We start from the raw sequence: 16217 nt of genomic DNA on the forward strand, positions 1-16217 counted from the left end.
TGTTCAGGGGGGCCTATGTGCGCCCGAAGGGACTCGAACCCCTAACCTTCTGATCCGTAGTCAGATGCTCTATCCGTTGAGCTACGGGCGCTTGCGTGCTGGATCAGCATACACGGCCGATTTCCCGACCGCTCAGGTGGTCCTGCGCGGAGGCTCCGGGATTCGAACCCGGGAGGGGCTTTAAGACCCCAACCGCATTAGCAGTGCGGCGCCATAGACCGAACTAGGCGAAGCCTCCATGGTGGTCCCCAGGCTGCCCTGATGACCACCGACGCAGAAGAATACCGTGCCCCCACGGGAGAGAGCAAAGCGGATACCGTGTCGCGCGCCCAGGGTTGCGATGTGGCGTGCGCCACGTGCGGCCCCGCAGCCGGGCAGCGGCCCCGTCACCGGACATCTCGGCACGATCCGCCCGACGGAGTCCCGCGACACCGAGACCGCCCGAAAGTACCTCACGTCGCGTCGCTTCGATCCATTATCGTGCATCCCAACGGGGCCTCTTAACCCCGGTCCAAGCGCACCTCCCTTCCCACCCTTGAGGAAACATGCGCAGACCACCTCTGCGCCGGGTCGGGCTGATGCTGCTGGCCGTGGTCGTCACGACTCTGGGCATGACCACGCCCGCGCATGCAGCCGACACCGGCACGATCTCGGGCAAGATCACCTACAAGAATCAGCCGGTCGAAGCCGCGTTCGTGTACGCCTCCACCGAAACCGGTGCGGGCGGCTACGCCGTCACCGACGCCAACGGCGACTACCAGATCCTCAACCTCCAGCCCGACGTGTATCGGGTCCAGGTCAGCGCAGCGGGTCACCCGACGCAGTACGCGCCGGCCACCATCGGCTACTACGACGCGGCGATGCACGCGGTCTCCGCCGGCGCGAACACGGTGGTCGACGACGCGCTGGTGCCCATCGGCACCATCTCCGGACGGCTGGTCAACAACATCGGCGGCGGCATGGCCAACGCCATGATCGCCACGCACGACCCCGAGACCGAGGAGCACAGCGGCGGCTCGGCGTCCACTGACGCGCAGGGCTACTACAGCATGGTCGTGCCCGAGGGCACGCACGTCGTCTCCTTCACGATCGGCAACTCCCGCCAGTACGTGCCGGGTGCCCGGGACTTCGCCGACGCACAGGCCGTCGCGGTCGCCGCGGACCAGACCGTCACCGTGAACGAGACGGCACGGCCGAACGGCTCCGCCGCCGGCACCGTACTCGACGCGGCCGGCCAGCGGGTCGGCTACGGCCTGGAGATCATCTTCGCCGGCACCGAGGACAACCCGGAGTACGTGTACACCAGCGCCTACACCGACGAGAACGGCGACTACCGCCTCGACGGCCTGCCGCCCGGCCCGTACCGGGCCATGTTCCGCCTGGACAGCGGGTCGATCATGCTGTACCCGCACACGCTGGTCGAGTCCGCGGCGCAGACGGTGACCATCGCCGAGAACGCGGTGACCGACGTCGACGACCAGCTGCTGGGCACCGGCACGGTCAAGGGCCGGTTCACCATCGGCGACGAGGGCGCGGCCGGCGTCGAGGCCATCGCCCGCCCGGTCGGCGGTTACGGCGCGGCCTGGACGAACGCCGACGAGGACGGCTACTACCAGATCGACGAGGTCTTCACCGGCTCCTACACGGTCAGCTTCCGCGATCTGGAGGGCACGTTCGAGCAGTGGGCGACCGGCAAGCTCACCGAGGAGACCGCGAACGTCTTCCCGGTGGCCGCGGGCGGCACCACAACCGTGAACGACAGTCTGCTGCCCACCGGCACAGTCAAGATCAAGGCGAAGGACTCGACCACGGGTGCCGCGGTCAAGGGCTTCACCGCCGGCGTCTACAACGGCTACGGCCAGGCCGAGGGCGACACGCTCACGCTGACCGGCATCCCGGTGGGCACGCACCCGATCTCGCTCAGCGCCGCCGGGTACGCCTCGGTCGACGGGCAGGTCAGCGCGACCGTCGGCGCAGGAGGCCAGACCGTCACCGTGATGGTGTCGCTCACCCGCGTCCGCGCCCTGACGGGCACCATCGTCGACCGGGTGACCGGCGCCGCGGTGCGTGACGTCTGCGTGATCGCCGTCCGCGCGACGCGCTTCTCGCTGCCCGACGGCTGCGGTGACAGCACCGACGAGAACGGCAACTACCGCATCACCTACCTGCCCGAGTCCGGCCCGGTCAAGATCTTCGTCGCGCCGTACGAGGAGGCCGTGCACGGTGCCCAGTGGGTGGGCGCCACCGGCGGCACGGGCGACCAGCGGCAGGCGGTGACGGTCACCCCGGCCGCGCAGGGCTGGACCACCGGCCCCGCGATCAGGATGGACAGGCGCGCCCCGCTCAAGGGCACCGTCACCAGCGAGACCGGGCAGCCGATCACCTGGGGCTCGGTGGGCATGTACACGCCCCACCCGGGCCTCGGCGGCGGCTTCGGCGACGTGCAGCTCGACGAGGACGGCAAGTACGCCACGAGCTTCTTCGGGCCGTACAGCTGGCCGTTGGTCTTCAGCGCGATCGACCACGCGATGCAGTGGAGCGGCGGCAAGCCCGACCGGTTCAGCGCGACCCCGGTGAAGCTCACCGCGGGCACCCCGACCACTTACGACTACAACATGAAGGTGGGCCGGCGCATCAGTGGCACGATCACGATGCCCGAGGGCGCCGAGGACCTGACGGACCACTACCTCGTGGCGGGTGATGTGACGACGAACGACTACGTCGCCGTCACCAGCGTGCGGGCGGGGGGCCGGTACACGCTGCGGGTGCTGGGTCCGGTGCAGATGACGGTCGGGCTCGAGGGTCCCTGGCCGACCTACCAGGCGGTCAAGTTCACCGGCAAGCTCACCGTCGGCCGCCGTGACCAGCTGGTGAACTTCTGCGTCACCTCGCCGACCACGATGGTGATCTGCGGCAGCAAGGCCGCGATCGACGTGCCGCTGCAGCCCACACCGCCGGCCAGGCCGGTGCCGGGCACGATGCCGACGCAGCCGGTGCTGCCGGGCGGCGGCGGGCCGCAGCCCCGGTGATCGCACCGCGGTGAAGCCGTACGGAGGGGGTGGCGTCACGCCGCCCCCTCCGTCGTTTCACGACTCCGCCGGGACGGCGGACTGACGGATCCGGCCGCTATTCTGCGCTCACATTCACGGGGAACCCTCTATGCCCGTGCGTGCACACCCCTCACGAGAACCGAGGACGCATGCGCAGACACACCCTGCGCCGGCTCGGGTTGACGCTGCTCACCGTCGCGGTCGCCACCATGGGACTGACCGCGCCGGCGCACGCCGAGGCCACGACCGGCACGATCTCCGGCACCCTCACCGACAACGGCGCGCCCGTCGCCTACGCGTGGGTGGACGCCTCCGGCACCGGCTGGGGCTACGCGTACACGGACGAGAACGGCCACTACCAGATCACCGACCTCGCCCCGGGCGACGACTACAAGGTCACCTTCCGGGCGGACGGCCACGTCCCCCAGTACGCCTACCAGGCACTCAGCTGGGAGGCGGCGGCGCTGGTCACGGTCACCGCGGGCGCGGACACCGTGGTGAACGACCAGCTCCTGCCCACCGGCACCATCACCGGGCGGCTCACCCGCACCGACGGCACTCCGATCCAGTGGGCCTACGTCAGCGCGGTGAACAGCTTGGGCGACAGCCTGGTGGACGCCGGCACCGACACCGACGGCAGCTGGACCATGCAGGCGCCGGCCGGCTCCTACCGGATCCGGTTCAGCGGCAACGTGGGCGTGCAGTTCGCTCCGGGTGTACGCACCTTCGAGGAGGCCGGTCTCTACACCGTCGCCGTGGGCCAGACCCTCACGGTGGACCAGACCGCGCTGGCGGTCGGCACGATCGCGGGCCGCATCACCCGGGCCGACGGCTCGCCGGTGCCGTACCTGTCCGTCTACGCCGAGCCGGACGGCGAGGGCCCCACCGCGGGCTCGACCAGCACCGACACCGACGGCAACTACTCCATGGAGGTGTTCCCGGGCCGCTACGTCATCGGCTACGAGTACGGCTTCGAGTCGGTGCGGTGGGTGCCCAACAGCGACGAGCGCGCGAACGCCACGGTGTTCACCGTCGTCGCGGACACGGTGACCACCGCCGACGAGACGCTGCTGCCGGCCGGTTCGGCCGAGGGCCGATTCACCGACGAGCAGGGCAACGGCATGGACGGCGTGCGGGTCACGTTCCGCGAGAACACCACCGGCTTCTCCCGCGACGGCAGCACCGGTGCGGACGGCCGCTGGCACCTCGACGACCTGCCCCCGGGCGAGTACAAGGTGCACTTCACCGGGATGGGCCGGCCACTGGACCAGTGGGCGTACGGCAAGACGTCCGCCCTGGCGGCCGACTCGATCACGGTCACCGCCGGGCAGACCGTGACCGTCGACGACAGCAAGCTGCCCGGTGGCAGCATCCGGATCACGGCCAAGGACTCGATCACCGGCGCGCCGGTGACGAACTTCTGGGCCGGGTCCGGCGTGTTCAGCGGCTCCACCGAGGACGGCACCCTGATCCTGACCGACGTGCCGGCGGGTGTCCGGCGCCTGTCCGTGTCGGCCGAGGGCTACCCGTACTACGACGAGGCCTTCCCGGTGACCGTGGTCGCCGGGCAGGAGTCGGTGATCGAGCTGGTGCTGGAGCCGTACGCGAAGATCAAGGCGAAGGTCGTGGACGCCGTCACCGGCGCTCCGATCAAGGGCGTGTGCCTGTTCACCGCGACCACGGACCGGTTCCGCCTGGGCGAGGGCTGCGGCGGGGAGAGTGACGCCAACGGCGACGTCACGCTGGCCGCGGTGAAACCGGGCCGCTACCAGATCTTCGCCCTGCCCGCGACCGGCTCGCCCTACGGGGCGCAGTGGGTCGGCCAGGACGGCGGCACCGGTGACCAGCGCGCGGCGAAGTCGTGGACGGTCACGTCCGGGCAGGTCCGCGACATCCACCGGATCCGGATGGACCGCGCGGGCACCGTCACCGGGGTCGTCACCGGCGCCGAGGGCACACCGGTCGGCCAGGGCCAGGTCTCCGTGGTCACCCCGACGATCGGCGACAACAGCCGGGGTGCGGTGGGCATCGACGCGCAGGGCCGGTACACCATCGGCTTCCTCGGCCCGTACCGGTGGCCGCTGAGCTTCCAGGTGCCGGGCCAGGCCTGGCAGTGGAGCGGCGCCGAGGCCAAGCGGCACGACGCCGTCCCGGTCGCCGTGACGTCCGGCCAGACCACCACCTTCGACCAGCGGCTCAAGGCGGGCACCGAAGTGCGCGTCACGGCGACGGGCGCACCGGCGCACGGCGTCTCCGCGGCGTACACGGCGAGCACCGGCGACCTGGCCGGTTACCTGTACCTGACGGCCGGCGGCGGCGCGGCGGTGTACCGGGTGCTCGGCTCGCAGCAGGTGAAGCTGCAGTACGTCGGCGGCTCCAGCGCCAACGACGGCTGGTACGGCGGCTCCGACTTCGCGTCGGCGACTGCGGTGCGGGTCTACGCCAACGGCACGCCGACCGTGGTGGTGTACCCGTACAGCTGACGGTGACCGGCGGGGCGGGGGCGGCGCTCAGGCTGCCCCCGCCCCGCCGTCTCAGATCCAGTCCAGATGCTGCGCGAGCAGGGCGTATCCCACGAACGCCACGACGTCGAGCAGGGTGTGCGCGACGATCAGCGGCCCGGTGCGCCGGTAGCGCAGGAAGAACAGCGCGAACACCACGCCCATCACGGCGTTGCCGACGAACGCCCCGAAGCCCTGGTAGAGGTGGTACGAGCCGCGCAGCAGCGCGCTGGCGGCGATGACGGCGGGCACCTGCCAGGACAGCTGGCGCAGCCGCGTGATCAGGTAGCCGACCACGACGACCTCCTCCAGCACCGCGTTCTGGACGGCGGCCAGCAGCAGCACGGGCAGCGCCCACCAGACGTCACCCAGGCCCTCGGCGACGACCGTGGCGTTCAGGCCCAGCTCGCGCGCCCCCACGTAGAGGGCCAGCCCCGGGATGCCGATCACGGCGGCCAGCAGCGCGCCCGCGCCGGCGTCGAAGCCCTTCCGGGCGCCGTCGACGCCGAGCAGCCCGCGGGCGCCGAACCGGCCGTCCCAGCCCGGCCCCCGGTTCAGCAGGTGCACCGCGAGCAGGGCCGGGACCAGCGCGAAGAAGATGCGGGTGAGCTGGATCGCGAGGTCCAGCCAGGGGCGGTCGGGGGTGACCGCGGTGTTCAGCTCGGCCGCCTGCTGATCCAGCGGGCCGGGCGCGGTGAGCTTCTCGATCAGCGACAGCACCGACAGCACGGCGGAGTGCCCGAGCGAGACCCCCAGCAGCAACCAGACCTCGTTGCGCAGCACCGTACGGGAGGGTGTGGAGATCCCCCGGACGAGCTCTTCAGCAGCCATGACATAAAAGGGTCGCACAGTCTGTGCGACGCGAGTACGCAGCGCGTTGACATCGTTACGAACGTGAGCGACCTTCAGCGGCTGTTGAAAGAGAGCTGGACCCTTGTCGAGGAGCAACAGGACAAGGTGGCCGGCTACTTCTACGCGCGGATCTTCCTCAACAACCCGGGGATCCGCGACATGTTCCCGGTGACGATGGACGTGCAGCGAGCCAGACTGCTGGGGGCGATCGTCGCCGCGGTGCAATCGGTCGACGACCCGGACCGCTTCGACGAGTACCTGCGCTCGCTCGGCCGTGACCACCGGAAGTTCCAGGTGGTGCCGGAGCACTACGAGGTGATCGGCGCCGCGCTGCTGGAGGCGATCCGGACGTTCGCCGGGCCGGAGTGGAGCCACGAGTACGAGCAGGCCTGGCGCGACGCGTACGACGTGATCGCCCGCAAGATGCTGTCCGGCGCCACCGCCGACAGCAACCCGGCCTGGTGGCACGCCGAGGTCGTGGCGCACGAGCGCCGTTCGCGCGACATCGCGGTGCTCACCGTGCGGCCGTTCCAGCAGCTGGAGTACCGGGCCGGGCAGTACCTGTCGGTCGAGGTGCCGAAGTTCCACCCGCGGGTGTGGCGCACCTACTCGGTGGCGAACGCGCCGCGCACCGACAACACGATGGACCTGCACGTCCGGGCGCTGGGGGCGGGCTGGGTGTCCGGCGCGCTGGTGCGCCGGGTGCAGGCCGGCGACCTGCTGCGGCTGGCCGCGCCGATGGGCACCATGGTGCTCGACCGGCGCTCCACCCGCGACATCGTCTTCGTGGCCGGCGGCACCGGGCTGTCGCCGATCAAGGCGCTGCTGGAGGACCTGACCACGTTCAACCGCACCCGCTGGGTGCACGTCTTCTTCGGCGCCCGCGACCGGGACGACCTCTACGACCTCGGTTCGCTGCAGGACCTGGCGGCGGCGTACCCGTGGCTGTCGATCGTGCCGGTGTGCAGCGACGATCCGGGCTGGGGCGGCGAGGAGGGCACCGTGACCGACGCGCTGAACCGCTTCGGGCCGTGGATGGAGCACGACTTCTTCGTGTCCGGCTCGCCGAACATGGTCCGCTCGACGCTGCGCTGCCTGACACAGCTCAAGGTGCCCCAGACGCGCGTCCGGTACGACGCGTTCAGCGACCACTGACCGCCCACACGAAAGACGAGGCCCGCCTTCCGGCGGGCCTCGTCTTTCGTTGTCAACGTGCGGGCACCGGTGGGGCCGACGTCACCGCCCGGAACCGCCATTGCAGCTGGAACCGTGCGTTCAGCGACGGGTCCTCGGTGCGCCAGGTGAACACCGCCTGCTCGGACTCCAGCTCGCGCACGATGGGCGTACGCAGCGGCGCCTCCTCGGCGGCCATGGACGTCTCCACCCCCCACACCTGGGGGTCCAGGAACGCCGGGAAGCGCATCTGGACCACGAGCCGCCGCGTGGGCAGCCGCACCGCCCGCTCGAACCAGGTGCCCCACTTCAGCTCGGGCACGCGGTAGCGATACTCGACCGTGGTCCGCTCGCCGGGGTAGAGCGGAAACCGGCCGTCGGTGTTCTCGAACAGCAGCCAGATCTCCTTGAACGCGTCCCGGTCCTGCTTCGCCCGCCACACCATCGGCTCGGCCGCCCCGGGGTCTCCGCAATACGCCACCAGGCTCAGCTCCTCCAGCGCCAGCGGGTGGGCCCGGTGGTGGTCGTTGGAGCGCTGCGGCTGGCCCGGGTAGCGGTCCACCGCGACCCGGATGAGATAACGCGTCACCGGCTCGTTCCCGGCGTTGTAGAGCGCCCGCCGCACGATTACCTGGTAGTCGCCGCCGACGTAGGTCAGCTGCGCCTCCTCCAGCTCGACCACCAGGCCGGTGCCGGGCGGCAGCCACTGGGCCGGCACCGCCGGCTCGCGGGTGAGCAGGGTCGCCGGGCCGCGGGCCTGCCTGGCCTCCTCGTACTCCTGAAAGCGGCGCCAGATGGCGCCGCCGGCGTTGAGCACCGCCTCAGCCCGGCGGGCGAAGTCCTCCGTGGGCCGATGTCTTCGGCCCTCTATGTGGCTGATGTACGAGGGATCAAAACCCATCCTGCTGGCGAGCTGCTTCTTCGTCATGCCGCGGTCGATGCGCCATCGGCCGAGTTCCGTAGCGAAGGCCTCAACGGCACGCTCCACCGGCGAAACGCTCATGACCCGATCCCGCTCCGCTCGGTCATGCCACACCTCGCCCCCTCCTCCGCTTGTCGTGAATCCTCATTCTTCGCGGCCGGAGCATCAGCTGAGGAGAACTGCTGATTACCTGACATATGCCTTGACAAGCTGACAAGCGACCAGCCGGTGCGGCAGCGTCCGCAACTATGGCAGACGTGACACTCGGTGAGCGAAGTGGCGTAAACTGGTCTTGGTCTGGTTAGGCTAGCCTTATCGGGGTACAGTGAGCGCCTACCCCGCGTTATCGCGCGTCTGTACTGGAAGGGAACGGTGAGAACCGGGTGCGTACGCTGACGCCGCTGCTCCTGACCGACGCCCTGCGCCCCCTCAACGTCACGCTCAGTGCAGTGCGCCGTCGCAGCGGGTTCAACGCGGTCCACGGCCTCGCCGATCCGCTCGTGCTCACCGACACCAGGGGCTGGACCCCGGCCGGCGCGCTGCTCGACGGTTCCGCCCTGCCGGCCCTCTTCGACACCGCCGTCCAGCGCTGGGGCGCGGCCCCGCACGCCGCGGCGACGCTGTCCTGGAAGTCGTACAGCTACTGGCTCGCCATGCCGGCCGTGCTCAGCTGGGCGGTGGCCCGGCGGGTCCCGCTCGTCGACGCCGACCGCGTGGCGGTGCGTTTCGGCGGCGCCCCCGGCACCGCCCTGGTCCAGCTCGGCCTGCACCACCCGCAGGTCGCGGTGCTCCCCGACGACCCGCTGGCGCACGTGAACGTGCCCGGCATCACCGTCGTCCCGGACGAGACCGTCCTGCTCAAGACGCTGCGCACCAGCCTGCTCGAGGGCCACCTCGACCCGCTGTCCGAGCGCATCCGCGCCGGGGTCAAGGTCGGCCGGCGCACCCTGCTCGGCTCGGTCGCCTCCGGCATCGCGTACGCGGTGCTGCGCAGCGGCCACGCCCTGCACGGCCCCGCCGCCGAGACCGCGGGCACGCTGCTCGACGCGCTCGAGCTGAGCGACCTGGTGGACATCGGCTCGGACGAGGCCGGCCTGCCCACGGTGCACCGGCGCACCTGCTGCCTGGCGTTCACCCTGCCGCAGCCCAAGGTCTGCTCCGGCTGCTGCCTCCGCTGACCCCGCCCTCCCTCGGCGACCCGAGATCGCCGTTTCAGGTCAGCACCTCGTGCCTTCCCTCAGCTTTTGACACGAGACGGCGATCTTCACGCTATCGGCGGACATCCCGGCGTCCCGGAAGATGAGACCGGGTCCCGCCGGGGCGGATCATGAACGGTCAATGCCAGGCCACTCGGCGGTGGCCACGCCACCATCCACAAACGATGAACAGAATGAGTCTGGCAACTCGGCCACCAGCGAGGCATTCATTCGCCGCCGAAGGGGTGGTTCCCCACTTCCGCCGATCCCCGCACGTCGATAGGTTTGCCCCTACCTATCACTCCTAGTTATGGAGGTGTGACGATGCGCAACCGTAGCGGCATCGCCAAGCGGATCGCGGTCATCGGAGCGGCGGTCGTGGCGTTCGCCGGGGCTTCCGCGATCGCGGCCACCCCGGCCCACGCCACGCCGGGCGACTGCAGCGCGTACCTGGCCGCGCAGGGCTTCGGCGGGCTGGAGCACGGCCTCGCCTGCACCCTGGGCGACATCTCGTACACGCTGTGCACCACCCAGCTCACCCTGCTCGCCGTGCCGCCGGCCACGGCGGACGTCGCCTGCCGACTGGCCGCGGCCTGATCCGGCACTGAACGGGTGCGGCCCTCGAACATCCTGGGTCCGAGGGCCGCACCCCCTCAATGTAAGGCCGCGCGCGAGCGCGCAGGAGTGTCTGATTCCGCCACCCGACCGGCCCGCCGGTCACACCGTCCGGGCCCGCCCGTCCCGGACCATCCTCCGATCTTGACCCGCCCGCACGGTCCACCTCTGACCTGCGGCCTTCTCCGGTCATCGCGAGCCCGACGGCGCCGTTTAGCTCCCGTCCGCACATCCGCCGTCAGGACCAGGAGAACCACCCTTGAAGAACAGGCTGATCGGGCTCGCCGCCGCCCTCACCGTCGCGGTGGGAGCCTCGCTCACCGTGGCCGCCCCGGCCCAGGCCGCGACGCCGGCCATCCAGGTCACGAAGGTCTACTACAACTCGCCGGGCACCGACAACAGGACGAACACCAGCCTGAACGCCGCCGGCACCACGATCGACACCTGCTCCTGGGGCAGCAGCGGCAGCTACACCTACTGCTGACGGCCGGCCGGGCCCGGCGGGGAGGGAAGTCCCCCGCCGGACCCGGCAGGGGGCTTCCCCACCCGCGGCGGCGTGCCCGCTCATCGGACCGCGGGAATCAGCGCGGTGATGCTGTCCGCGACCGACACGGCCGGTTCGGCCACCTCCGCGGCCAGCCGCAACAGCGCCACCGCGCCGCGCTCGTCGCCGTCCGCCGACACCTCGCGTGCCCGCCGCAGGAACGAGATGACCGGCACGTACGCCTCGGCGTCGGCCGCCTGCCGCGACCGGCGGAGGAGCCCGTCGATGCCCGCCGTCAGCCCGCCGCGCGTGCCGTGTCCCCATCCGGCGACCGCGCCCTGGCACTCCTGCTGGAACGTCGCCATGTCACCGACCCCCTCGAACCGCCGAGCCGCCGTCGCTCCCCCGAAAGTGCGTCTCCATACCCGCTCCCCTGTCCCGCGCCACCCGGCCGCCCGCGCCGCCGGCCTTGTGGCGCAATGATCGGAACAGCGATCCGCCGCCCCAGCCGGAGCCGCGAATCGCTCACCGTCGACTCTCGGCCACAGCCGGCCAGGCTTCCAGAGGCCATGACACAGTTGGACACGAATGGCCACGCTCGGTCGTCATCCGCGATCGGCGGAGACAGCGGCGGACAAAGCTGATTGGCGAGGCCGCCCTTCGGTGACACGACGGTGCAGACACGGACACCGGAGAAGGCCCGGACGTCGCCGATCAGCCGCCGTTGTGCCAATCCGTGACAGCGGTGACCAATCCCGCATGGTCACGTAATCCCTGGTCCAGACCTCGTTACAGCGCGCCGGAACGCCGTGGGGCGGCCGCGTGACATTTCGTGACAGCGCGCGACGCATCTAGGATGACGTCTTCACGCATCGACATGCCTGGCGACTGACCTATCTGGAGCGGGGACGACATGGCCGAGTCGCTGACGGAACCGGCACGGGCGCTTCTGCTCGCACTCGAGGAGCTGTACATAGCCGCCGACGAGCCGAGCTGCCGCACCATCGCCGAACGGATCAGCCGCCGGGTCAGAGAGCTGCCGCCCGGATCCGGCGAACGGGTGACGCTGTCGCACAACACGGTGAACAAGGTCCTCCGCGCTCCGCACCTCGGCTCGCAGCAGCATCTGCTCGCGGTCGTCGCCTGCCTGCACAGTGCGGAGGTCGCCCGGTTCCAGGAACTGTGGATCGCAGCCCGCAAGGCCGAGCCGAAGACCACCCGCCAGACGGCACAGACGGGCCGGGCGGCCGCCGCCGCGGCGCAGGCCACGACCGAGAGCGACGGCCGGCTCGGGCTGGCCGAGGAGTTCTTCCTCGTCAACCACGACCGGGACGGTGACGCCTACATCGGCGAGAGTTCGCTGGGACTGGGCGTGGCCGGCGCGATCCTCATCGAGCTGGCCCAGGCCGGGCTGATCACGGTCGGCGAGCGCGTCGTGGTCGACGGCTCCGCCGACCGCGCGGGCCACCCGTACGCGGTCTTCGCCGACCTCATCGCCACCGCCCCGCCGGAGCGGCGGGACCAGCAGCTCTGGCGCTGGGTGCGCGACCTGCAGGGGGAGGCGCTACGGCAGGTCAGCCAGCGGCTGGAGGACGCCGGGCTGGTCACGCCGGAGGACAGCCGCTCGCCACTGCGCTGGCTCGGCCGCAAACTGCGCTACCGGCCGAGCGGCGACTCGGCCGCCGGGGCGCCCGCGAGCAGCCTGCGCCGCGTGCTGACCAGGGTCGAGGCCGAGGACGTGCCGACGGTGATCCTGGCGGCCCTGGTCGACGTCACCGAGGGGCACGAGTGCATCCTGGTGAAGCTGCCCAGGGCGCAGATGCGGCAGCGCATCGAGGGCCTCGCCGCCACGCTGCCGCCGTGGACCCGCGAGGTGGTCGCGGCCGTGGACCGGGCCATCGCCGAACGCGCCATCAAGCCGCTGCCCTGACCGGCCCAACCCGTCAGCCGATCCCGCGGGCGAGCAGCTGCGACAGCACCGCGGCAGCCGTCGGGGCGAGGTCGCGCGTGGTGACGTCGGCGAGCCTGACGAACTCCGCGGCCTGCCCCTCACCGAGAACGATGGCGCTGGACGGCACCAGGCCGCAGCGTGCCGAGTAGGCGCGCATGTCCACCCCGGACGTGCCCTCGGCGAGGTCTGGACGCAAGTCCTGCCAGAAAAGCCGGAACTCCGTATCGAGGACCAGGCCGGTCTCCTCGGCCAGTTCGCGTCGAGCCGCCTGCTCGTGATCCTCGCCGTCTTCGACATGTCCGCCGACCAGGCCCCACTGCCCCGGCTCGGCTCGGGCTTCGCGATGACGAAGCTGCAACAGGACCGCCCCATCGGGATCGACGAGCAGGACCACCGCGATCCGCACCGGCGGGCCGGCCGGTGTCGACGGGCTCACACCCTCGATGCGGTCCAGCCCCGTGCGCACCCGGTGCCTGAGAAGCTCGTACTGCCCACGACACCGGTTCGGCGGGCCGGCCGGACGGGACACGCCCACGCCGCCGGTGACGGTCTCGCCCGGGCGGAACTGGTCCCGGGTGAGGTCGACCTCGGTGCCGTCGGGCAGCCGGTTCCAGTAGTGATACCCGCGCCGTGCCCCGCTCTCGAACACCTCGCCGAGCATCAGCTCGCCACCGAGGACGTCCTGGACGACGAGGGCGGTGACCCCGCATTGGCCGCGACTCGGGTTCTCCGGTCGCCAATCGGCGAGGTCCACGGGATCGCAGGTGTCCGGCCCCCAGGCGTCCCGCACGACGGGCCGCAGCCGCGACAAGGTCAGCATCGCCACATCATGCCGCCCATGGCCGACATCCGCGGCGGAACCGACGCCCCGGCGGCGAAGGAGCCCGGTCGGAAGATCTCTTCCGACCGGGCCCTGGCTGCGTTTTCGCGGCGGAGGGTAAGGGATTCGAACCCTTGAAGACATCGCTGCCTTAGTGGTTTTCAAGACCACCGCCATCGGCCACTAGGCGAACCCTCCCGGCGCATCGCCGACGACCAGTGTGCCAGACGCGCCGCACACATGCCCGTGCCGGTTCTGGGAGAAGATGGTCGGGTGCGCGCGATGACGATCCCCGCCAAGGGCGAACTGGCCTGGTCAGAGGTGCCGGACCCGGTGCCGGGCCCGGATGAGGTCCTGATCCGGACAGCGGCCACCGCCGTGAACCGCGCCGATCTGCTCCAGGTCGCCGGCTTCTACCCGCCTCCACCCGGCGCCCCGGAGTATCCCGGCTTGGAGTGCTCCGGCACCGTCATGCACGCCGCCGGTGACTGGCACGACGGCGCCGAGGTGTGCGCCCTGCTGGGCGGCGGCGGCTACGCCGAGCTGGTGGCCGTGCCCGCCGCGCAGGTGCTGCCGGTGCCGGCCGGGATCGACGTGGTGACCGCGGGCGGCCTGCCCGAGGTGGCGTGCACCGTCTGGTCCAACCTGACCATGGTGGCGGGCCTGCGGGCCGGGGAGACGGTGCTGATCCACGGCGGCGGCAGCGGCGTGGGCACGTTCGCGATCCAGTACGCGAAGGCGCTGGGCGCGCGGGTGGTGACGACGGCACGGGCGGCCAAGCACGAGCGGCTGCGGGAGCTGGGCGCGGACGTGTGCCTGGACTACACCGTCGACGACTTCACCGACGTCGGCGCGGATGTGGTGCTGGACATCATGGGCGCGTCGTATCTGGAGCGCAACGTGCGGGCGCTGGCGACCGGCGGGCGGCTGGTGGTGATCGGGCTGCAGGGTGGCACGAAGGCGGAACTCAACCTGGGCGCCCTGCTGGCCAAGCGGGCGAGCGTCGCCGCGACCGCGCTGCGCGCCCGCCCGGCGGCGGAGAAGGCCGAGATCGTCGCCGGGGTACGCCGGGACGTGTGGCCGCTGCTGGAGTCGGGCGCGATCCGGCCGGTGATCGATCGCACCCTGCCGCTGGCCGAGGCGGCCGCCGCGCAGGCGGTCGTGGCCGCCGGTGCGCACGTCGGCAAGGTGCTGCTGGTGGCCGGTTAGGCGGCGGTGCGCTGCTTCGGCACGGGGCGGAACCGCTCGCGGGTGAGGATGAGCAGCGCCTCGATCCCGTCCATCGCGGTGATCTTCTTGCCCTCTTCGCGGGTGCGCGCGGTGTAGCTGATCGGCACCTCGTACGGCCGGATCTTGCGGCGCAGCAGCTTGCCGGTGGCCTCGGCCTCCATGCCGAAGCCCTTGGACTTGATGTTCAGCGAGCGGTAGAGCTCCAGCGGCATCAGCTTGAAGCAGGTCTCCAGGTCGCCGATGTACGAGTTGAACATGATGTTGGCGAACAGGGTGACGCCCTTGTTGCCCATCACGTACCAGAACGAGAACGCGGCGTGGCCGCCGAAGCTGCGGTTGCCGTAGACGACCTTGGCCCGGCCGTCGAGCACCGGCTCGAGCAGCTTCGGGATGTCCTTGGGGTCGTACTCCAGGTCGGCGTCCAGGATGACCATGTAGTCACCGGTCGCGGACTCCACGGCGGTGCGGATGGCCGCGCCCTTGCCGGCGTTCTTGGCGTGGTGGAACGCCTGCAGCCGGGGGTCGTCGCAGCTGTTCAGGATGTCCGCGGTGCCGTCGGAGCTGCCGTCGTTGACCACGACCAGCTCGGTCTCGCACGGGTAGTCGACCGCCAGCGCCTGCTTGAGCGCTTCACCAAGCCGGGCCTCTTCGTTGTAGACCGGCATGAGAATCGATAGCTTCACGGGGCTCTCCGCTGCTGGAGCTGGCTGGAACCCGCTGAGTCTAGCCTCTGCGGAGGGGGCATGCACATTCGGCGAGGTCAGCGGCCCTTGACAGAAAGGAAGGGCACCTTATTAACCATATTCGTTAAGAAGGTGCCCTTCCTTGCCGCCTACTTCGTGAGGGGGATCACGATCAGCCGGGCGGTGGGCGTGTCGCCCTGCTTCGGGCCGGCCAGGGCCACGGTCGCGCCGGGTTTCAGCTCGGTGGGCTGGATCGTGGCGCGCTTCTCGACGACCCGCAGCTTCTCGGCGTACTTCCAGGTCAGGGTGAAGCCGTCGGTGGACCGCACGGTGATCGAGTCGGCGTCGATCGCGGTGACCGTGCCGCGCTGCACCAGCACGGTGACCGGGCCCTGCTTCGTCTCGACCACGGCTTCGCCGTGCAGGGTGCCGCGGCGCAGGGCCACCCGCAGCGCGTGTCGCTTGCGCCAGTTGCGCAGCCGCTCCTCGCCGGGCTCGCCCTTCTCCGGGGACGGTGTGGCGGTGACGGCGAGCGTGGTCTCGGCGGGCACCAGGTCGGCGGGCTCGACGCCCATCGCGGCGAGCGCCTCCGCCTCGACCGAGGCGACCAGTTCGGTGGCGACCCCGGGCACGTCCGCGGGGCCGCAGGCGGTCAGGCCGAGCAGCGCGGCGAGGCCGAGGGCGACGGTGAGGCTCAGTCTCTTCATGACGACAGACTGATCGGTCGCGGGCAGCGCCCG

The 16217-nt window shown here is 71.0% G+C and carries 13 protein-coding genes, 3 tRNA genes and 1 pseudogene; 8 read left to right on the forward strand and 9 right to left on the reverse strand.

Going from position 1 to position 16217, the window contains the following annotated elements; all coding sequences use genetic code 11:
• Positions 1-18 precede the first annotated feature (18 nt).
• Both CS0771_RS05745 and CS0771_RS05750 read right to left on the reverse strand, forming a co-directional pair.
• Positions 19-91, reverse strand: a tRNA-Arg gene (locus tag CS0771_RS05745).
• Positions 92-147: 56 nt separating this feature from the next.
• A tRNA-Ser gene (locus CS0771_RS05750) sits at positions 148-238 on the reverse strand.
• 307 nt (positions 239-545) lie between these two features.
• Here CS0771_RS05750 and CS0771_RS05755 point away from each other — a divergent pair.
• Together CS0771_RS05755 and CS0771_RS05760 are read left to right on the forward strand one after the other, a co-directional pair.
• A complete protein-coding gene (locus tag CS0771_RS05755; RefSeq protein WP_212840089.1) occupies positions 546-3029 on the forward strand; it encodes a carboxypeptidase regulatory-like domain-containing protein in 2484 nt (827 codons plus the stop codon).
• A gap of 170 nt (positions 3030-3199) precedes the next feature.
• Positions 3200-5533 (forward strand): carboxypeptidase-like regulatory domain-containing protein, encoded by a 2334-nt coding sequence (locus tag CS0771_RS05760; protein ID WP_212840090.1) that lies wholly within the window; start codon positions 3200-3202, stop codon positions 5531-5533.
• 51 nt (positions 5534-5584) lie between these two features.
• Here CS0771_RS05760 and CS0771_RS05765 read toward each other — a convergent pair whose 3' ends face one another.
• Positions 5585-6382 (reverse strand): CPBP family intramembrane glutamic endopeptidase, encoded by a 798-nt coding sequence (locus CS0771_RS05765; protein ID WP_212840091.1) that lies wholly within the window; start codon positions 6380-6382, stop codon positions 5585-5587.
• 63 nt (positions 6383-6445) lie between these two features.
• On the opposite strand from CS0771_RS05765, the gene CS0771_RS05770 reads away from it, so the two are divergent.
• Entirely contained in the window at positions 6446-7558 is a 1113-nt protein-coding gene (locus CS0771_RS05770) for a globin domain-containing protein (protein ID WP_212840093.1), read from the forward strand.
• Between the two features lie 67 nt (positions 7559-7625).
• On the opposite strand, the pseudogene CS0771_RS39370 reads toward CS0771_RS05770, so the two are convergent.
• Positions 7626-8579: pseudogene (locus tag CS0771_RS39370) on the reverse strand (helix-turn-helix domain-containing protein); the annotation flags it as partial.
• A 302-nt stretch (positions 8580-8881) separates the two neighbouring features.
• On the opposite strand from CS0771_RS39370, the gene CS0771_RS05780 reads away from it, so the two are divergent.
• The 3 genes from CS0771_RS05780 (at position 8882) to CS0771_RS05790 (ending at position 10793) form a co-directional block, all read left to right on the forward strand.
• The gene (locus CS0771_RS05780; RefSeq protein WP_371821354.1) at positions 8882-9676 is read left to right on the forward strand and encodes a hypothetical protein; all 795 of its coding nucleotides are present in this window, start codon (positions 8882-8884) and stop codon (positions 9674-9676) included.
• Positions 9677-10018: 342 nt separating this feature from the next.
• Positions 10019-10291, forward strand: coding sequence for a hypothetical protein (locus CS0771_RS05785; protein WP_203745612.1), 273 nt, complete (start codon positions 10019-10021; stop codon positions 10289-10291).
• Positions 10292-10568: 277 nt separating this feature from the next.
• On the forward strand, positions 10569-10793 hold the full coding sequence (locus CS0771_RS05790; protein ID WP_212840094.1) for a hypothetical protein: 225 nt from the start codon (positions 10569-10571) through the stop codon (positions 10791-10793).
• An 80-nt stretch (positions 10794-10873) separates the two neighbouring features.
• On the opposite strand, the gene CS0771_RS05795 is transcribed toward CS0771_RS05790, so the two are convergent.
• Positions 10874-11158: a hypothetical protein gene (locus tag CS0771_RS05795; protein ID WP_212840095.1), complete on the reverse strand. Its 285-nt coding sequence runs from the start codon at positions 11156-11158 to the stop codon at positions 10874-10876.
• 548 nt (positions 11159-11706) lie between these two features.
• On the opposite strand from CS0771_RS05795, the gene CS0771_RS05800 reads away from it, so the two are divergent.
• Positions 11707-12723 (forward strand): GPP34 family phosphoprotein, encoded by a 1017-nt coding sequence (locus CS0771_RS05800; RefSeq protein WP_212840096.1) that lies wholly within the window; start codon positions 11707-11709, stop codon positions 12721-12723.
• A gap of 13 nt (positions 12724-12736) precedes the next feature.
• Here the strand turns inward: CS0771_RS05800 and CS0771_RS05805 are convergent, their stop codons facing one another.
• The gene (locus tag CS0771_RS05805) at positions 12737-13564 is read right to left on the reverse strand and encodes an NUDIX domain-containing protein (protein WP_212845638.1); all 828 of its coding nucleotides are present in this window, start codon (positions 13562-13564) and stop codon (positions 12737-12739) included.
• 111 nt (positions 13565-13675) lie between these two features.
• A tRNA-Ser gene (locus tag CS0771_RS05810) sits at positions 13676-13762 on the reverse strand.
• Positions 13763-13837: 75 nt separating this feature from the next.
• Here CS0771_RS05810 and CS0771_RS05815 point away from each other — a divergent pair.
• Entirely contained in the window at positions 13838-14773 is a 936-nt protein-coding gene (locus CS0771_RS05815) for an NAD(P)H-quinone oxidoreductase (RefSeq protein ID WP_371821355.1), read from the forward strand.
• Here CS0771_RS05815 and CS0771_RS05820 read toward each other — a convergent pair.
• Together CS0771_RS05820 and CS0771_RS05825 are read right to left on the reverse strand one after the other, a co-directional pair.
• The gene (locus CS0771_RS05820; RefSeq protein WP_212840098.1) at positions 14770-15477 is read right to left on the reverse strand and encodes a glycosyltransferase family 2 protein; all 708 of its coding nucleotides are present in this window, start codon (positions 15475-15477) and stop codon (positions 14770-14772) included. The genes CS0771_RS05815 and CS0771_RS05820 overlap by 4 nt on opposite strands.
• Positions 15478-15626: 149 nt before the next feature.
• Positions 15627-16184, reverse strand: coding sequence for a hypothetical protein (locus CS0771_RS05825; protein ID WP_212840100.1), 558 nt, complete (start codon positions 16182-16184; stop codon positions 15627-15629).
• Positions 16185-16217 lie beyond the last annotated feature (33 nt).

The organism is Catellatospora sp. IY07-71 (genome assembly GCF_018326265.1).
In the GTDB taxonomy this organism is placed as follows: Bacteria; Actinomycetota; Actinomycetes; order Mycobacteriales; family Micromonosporaceae; genus Catellatospora.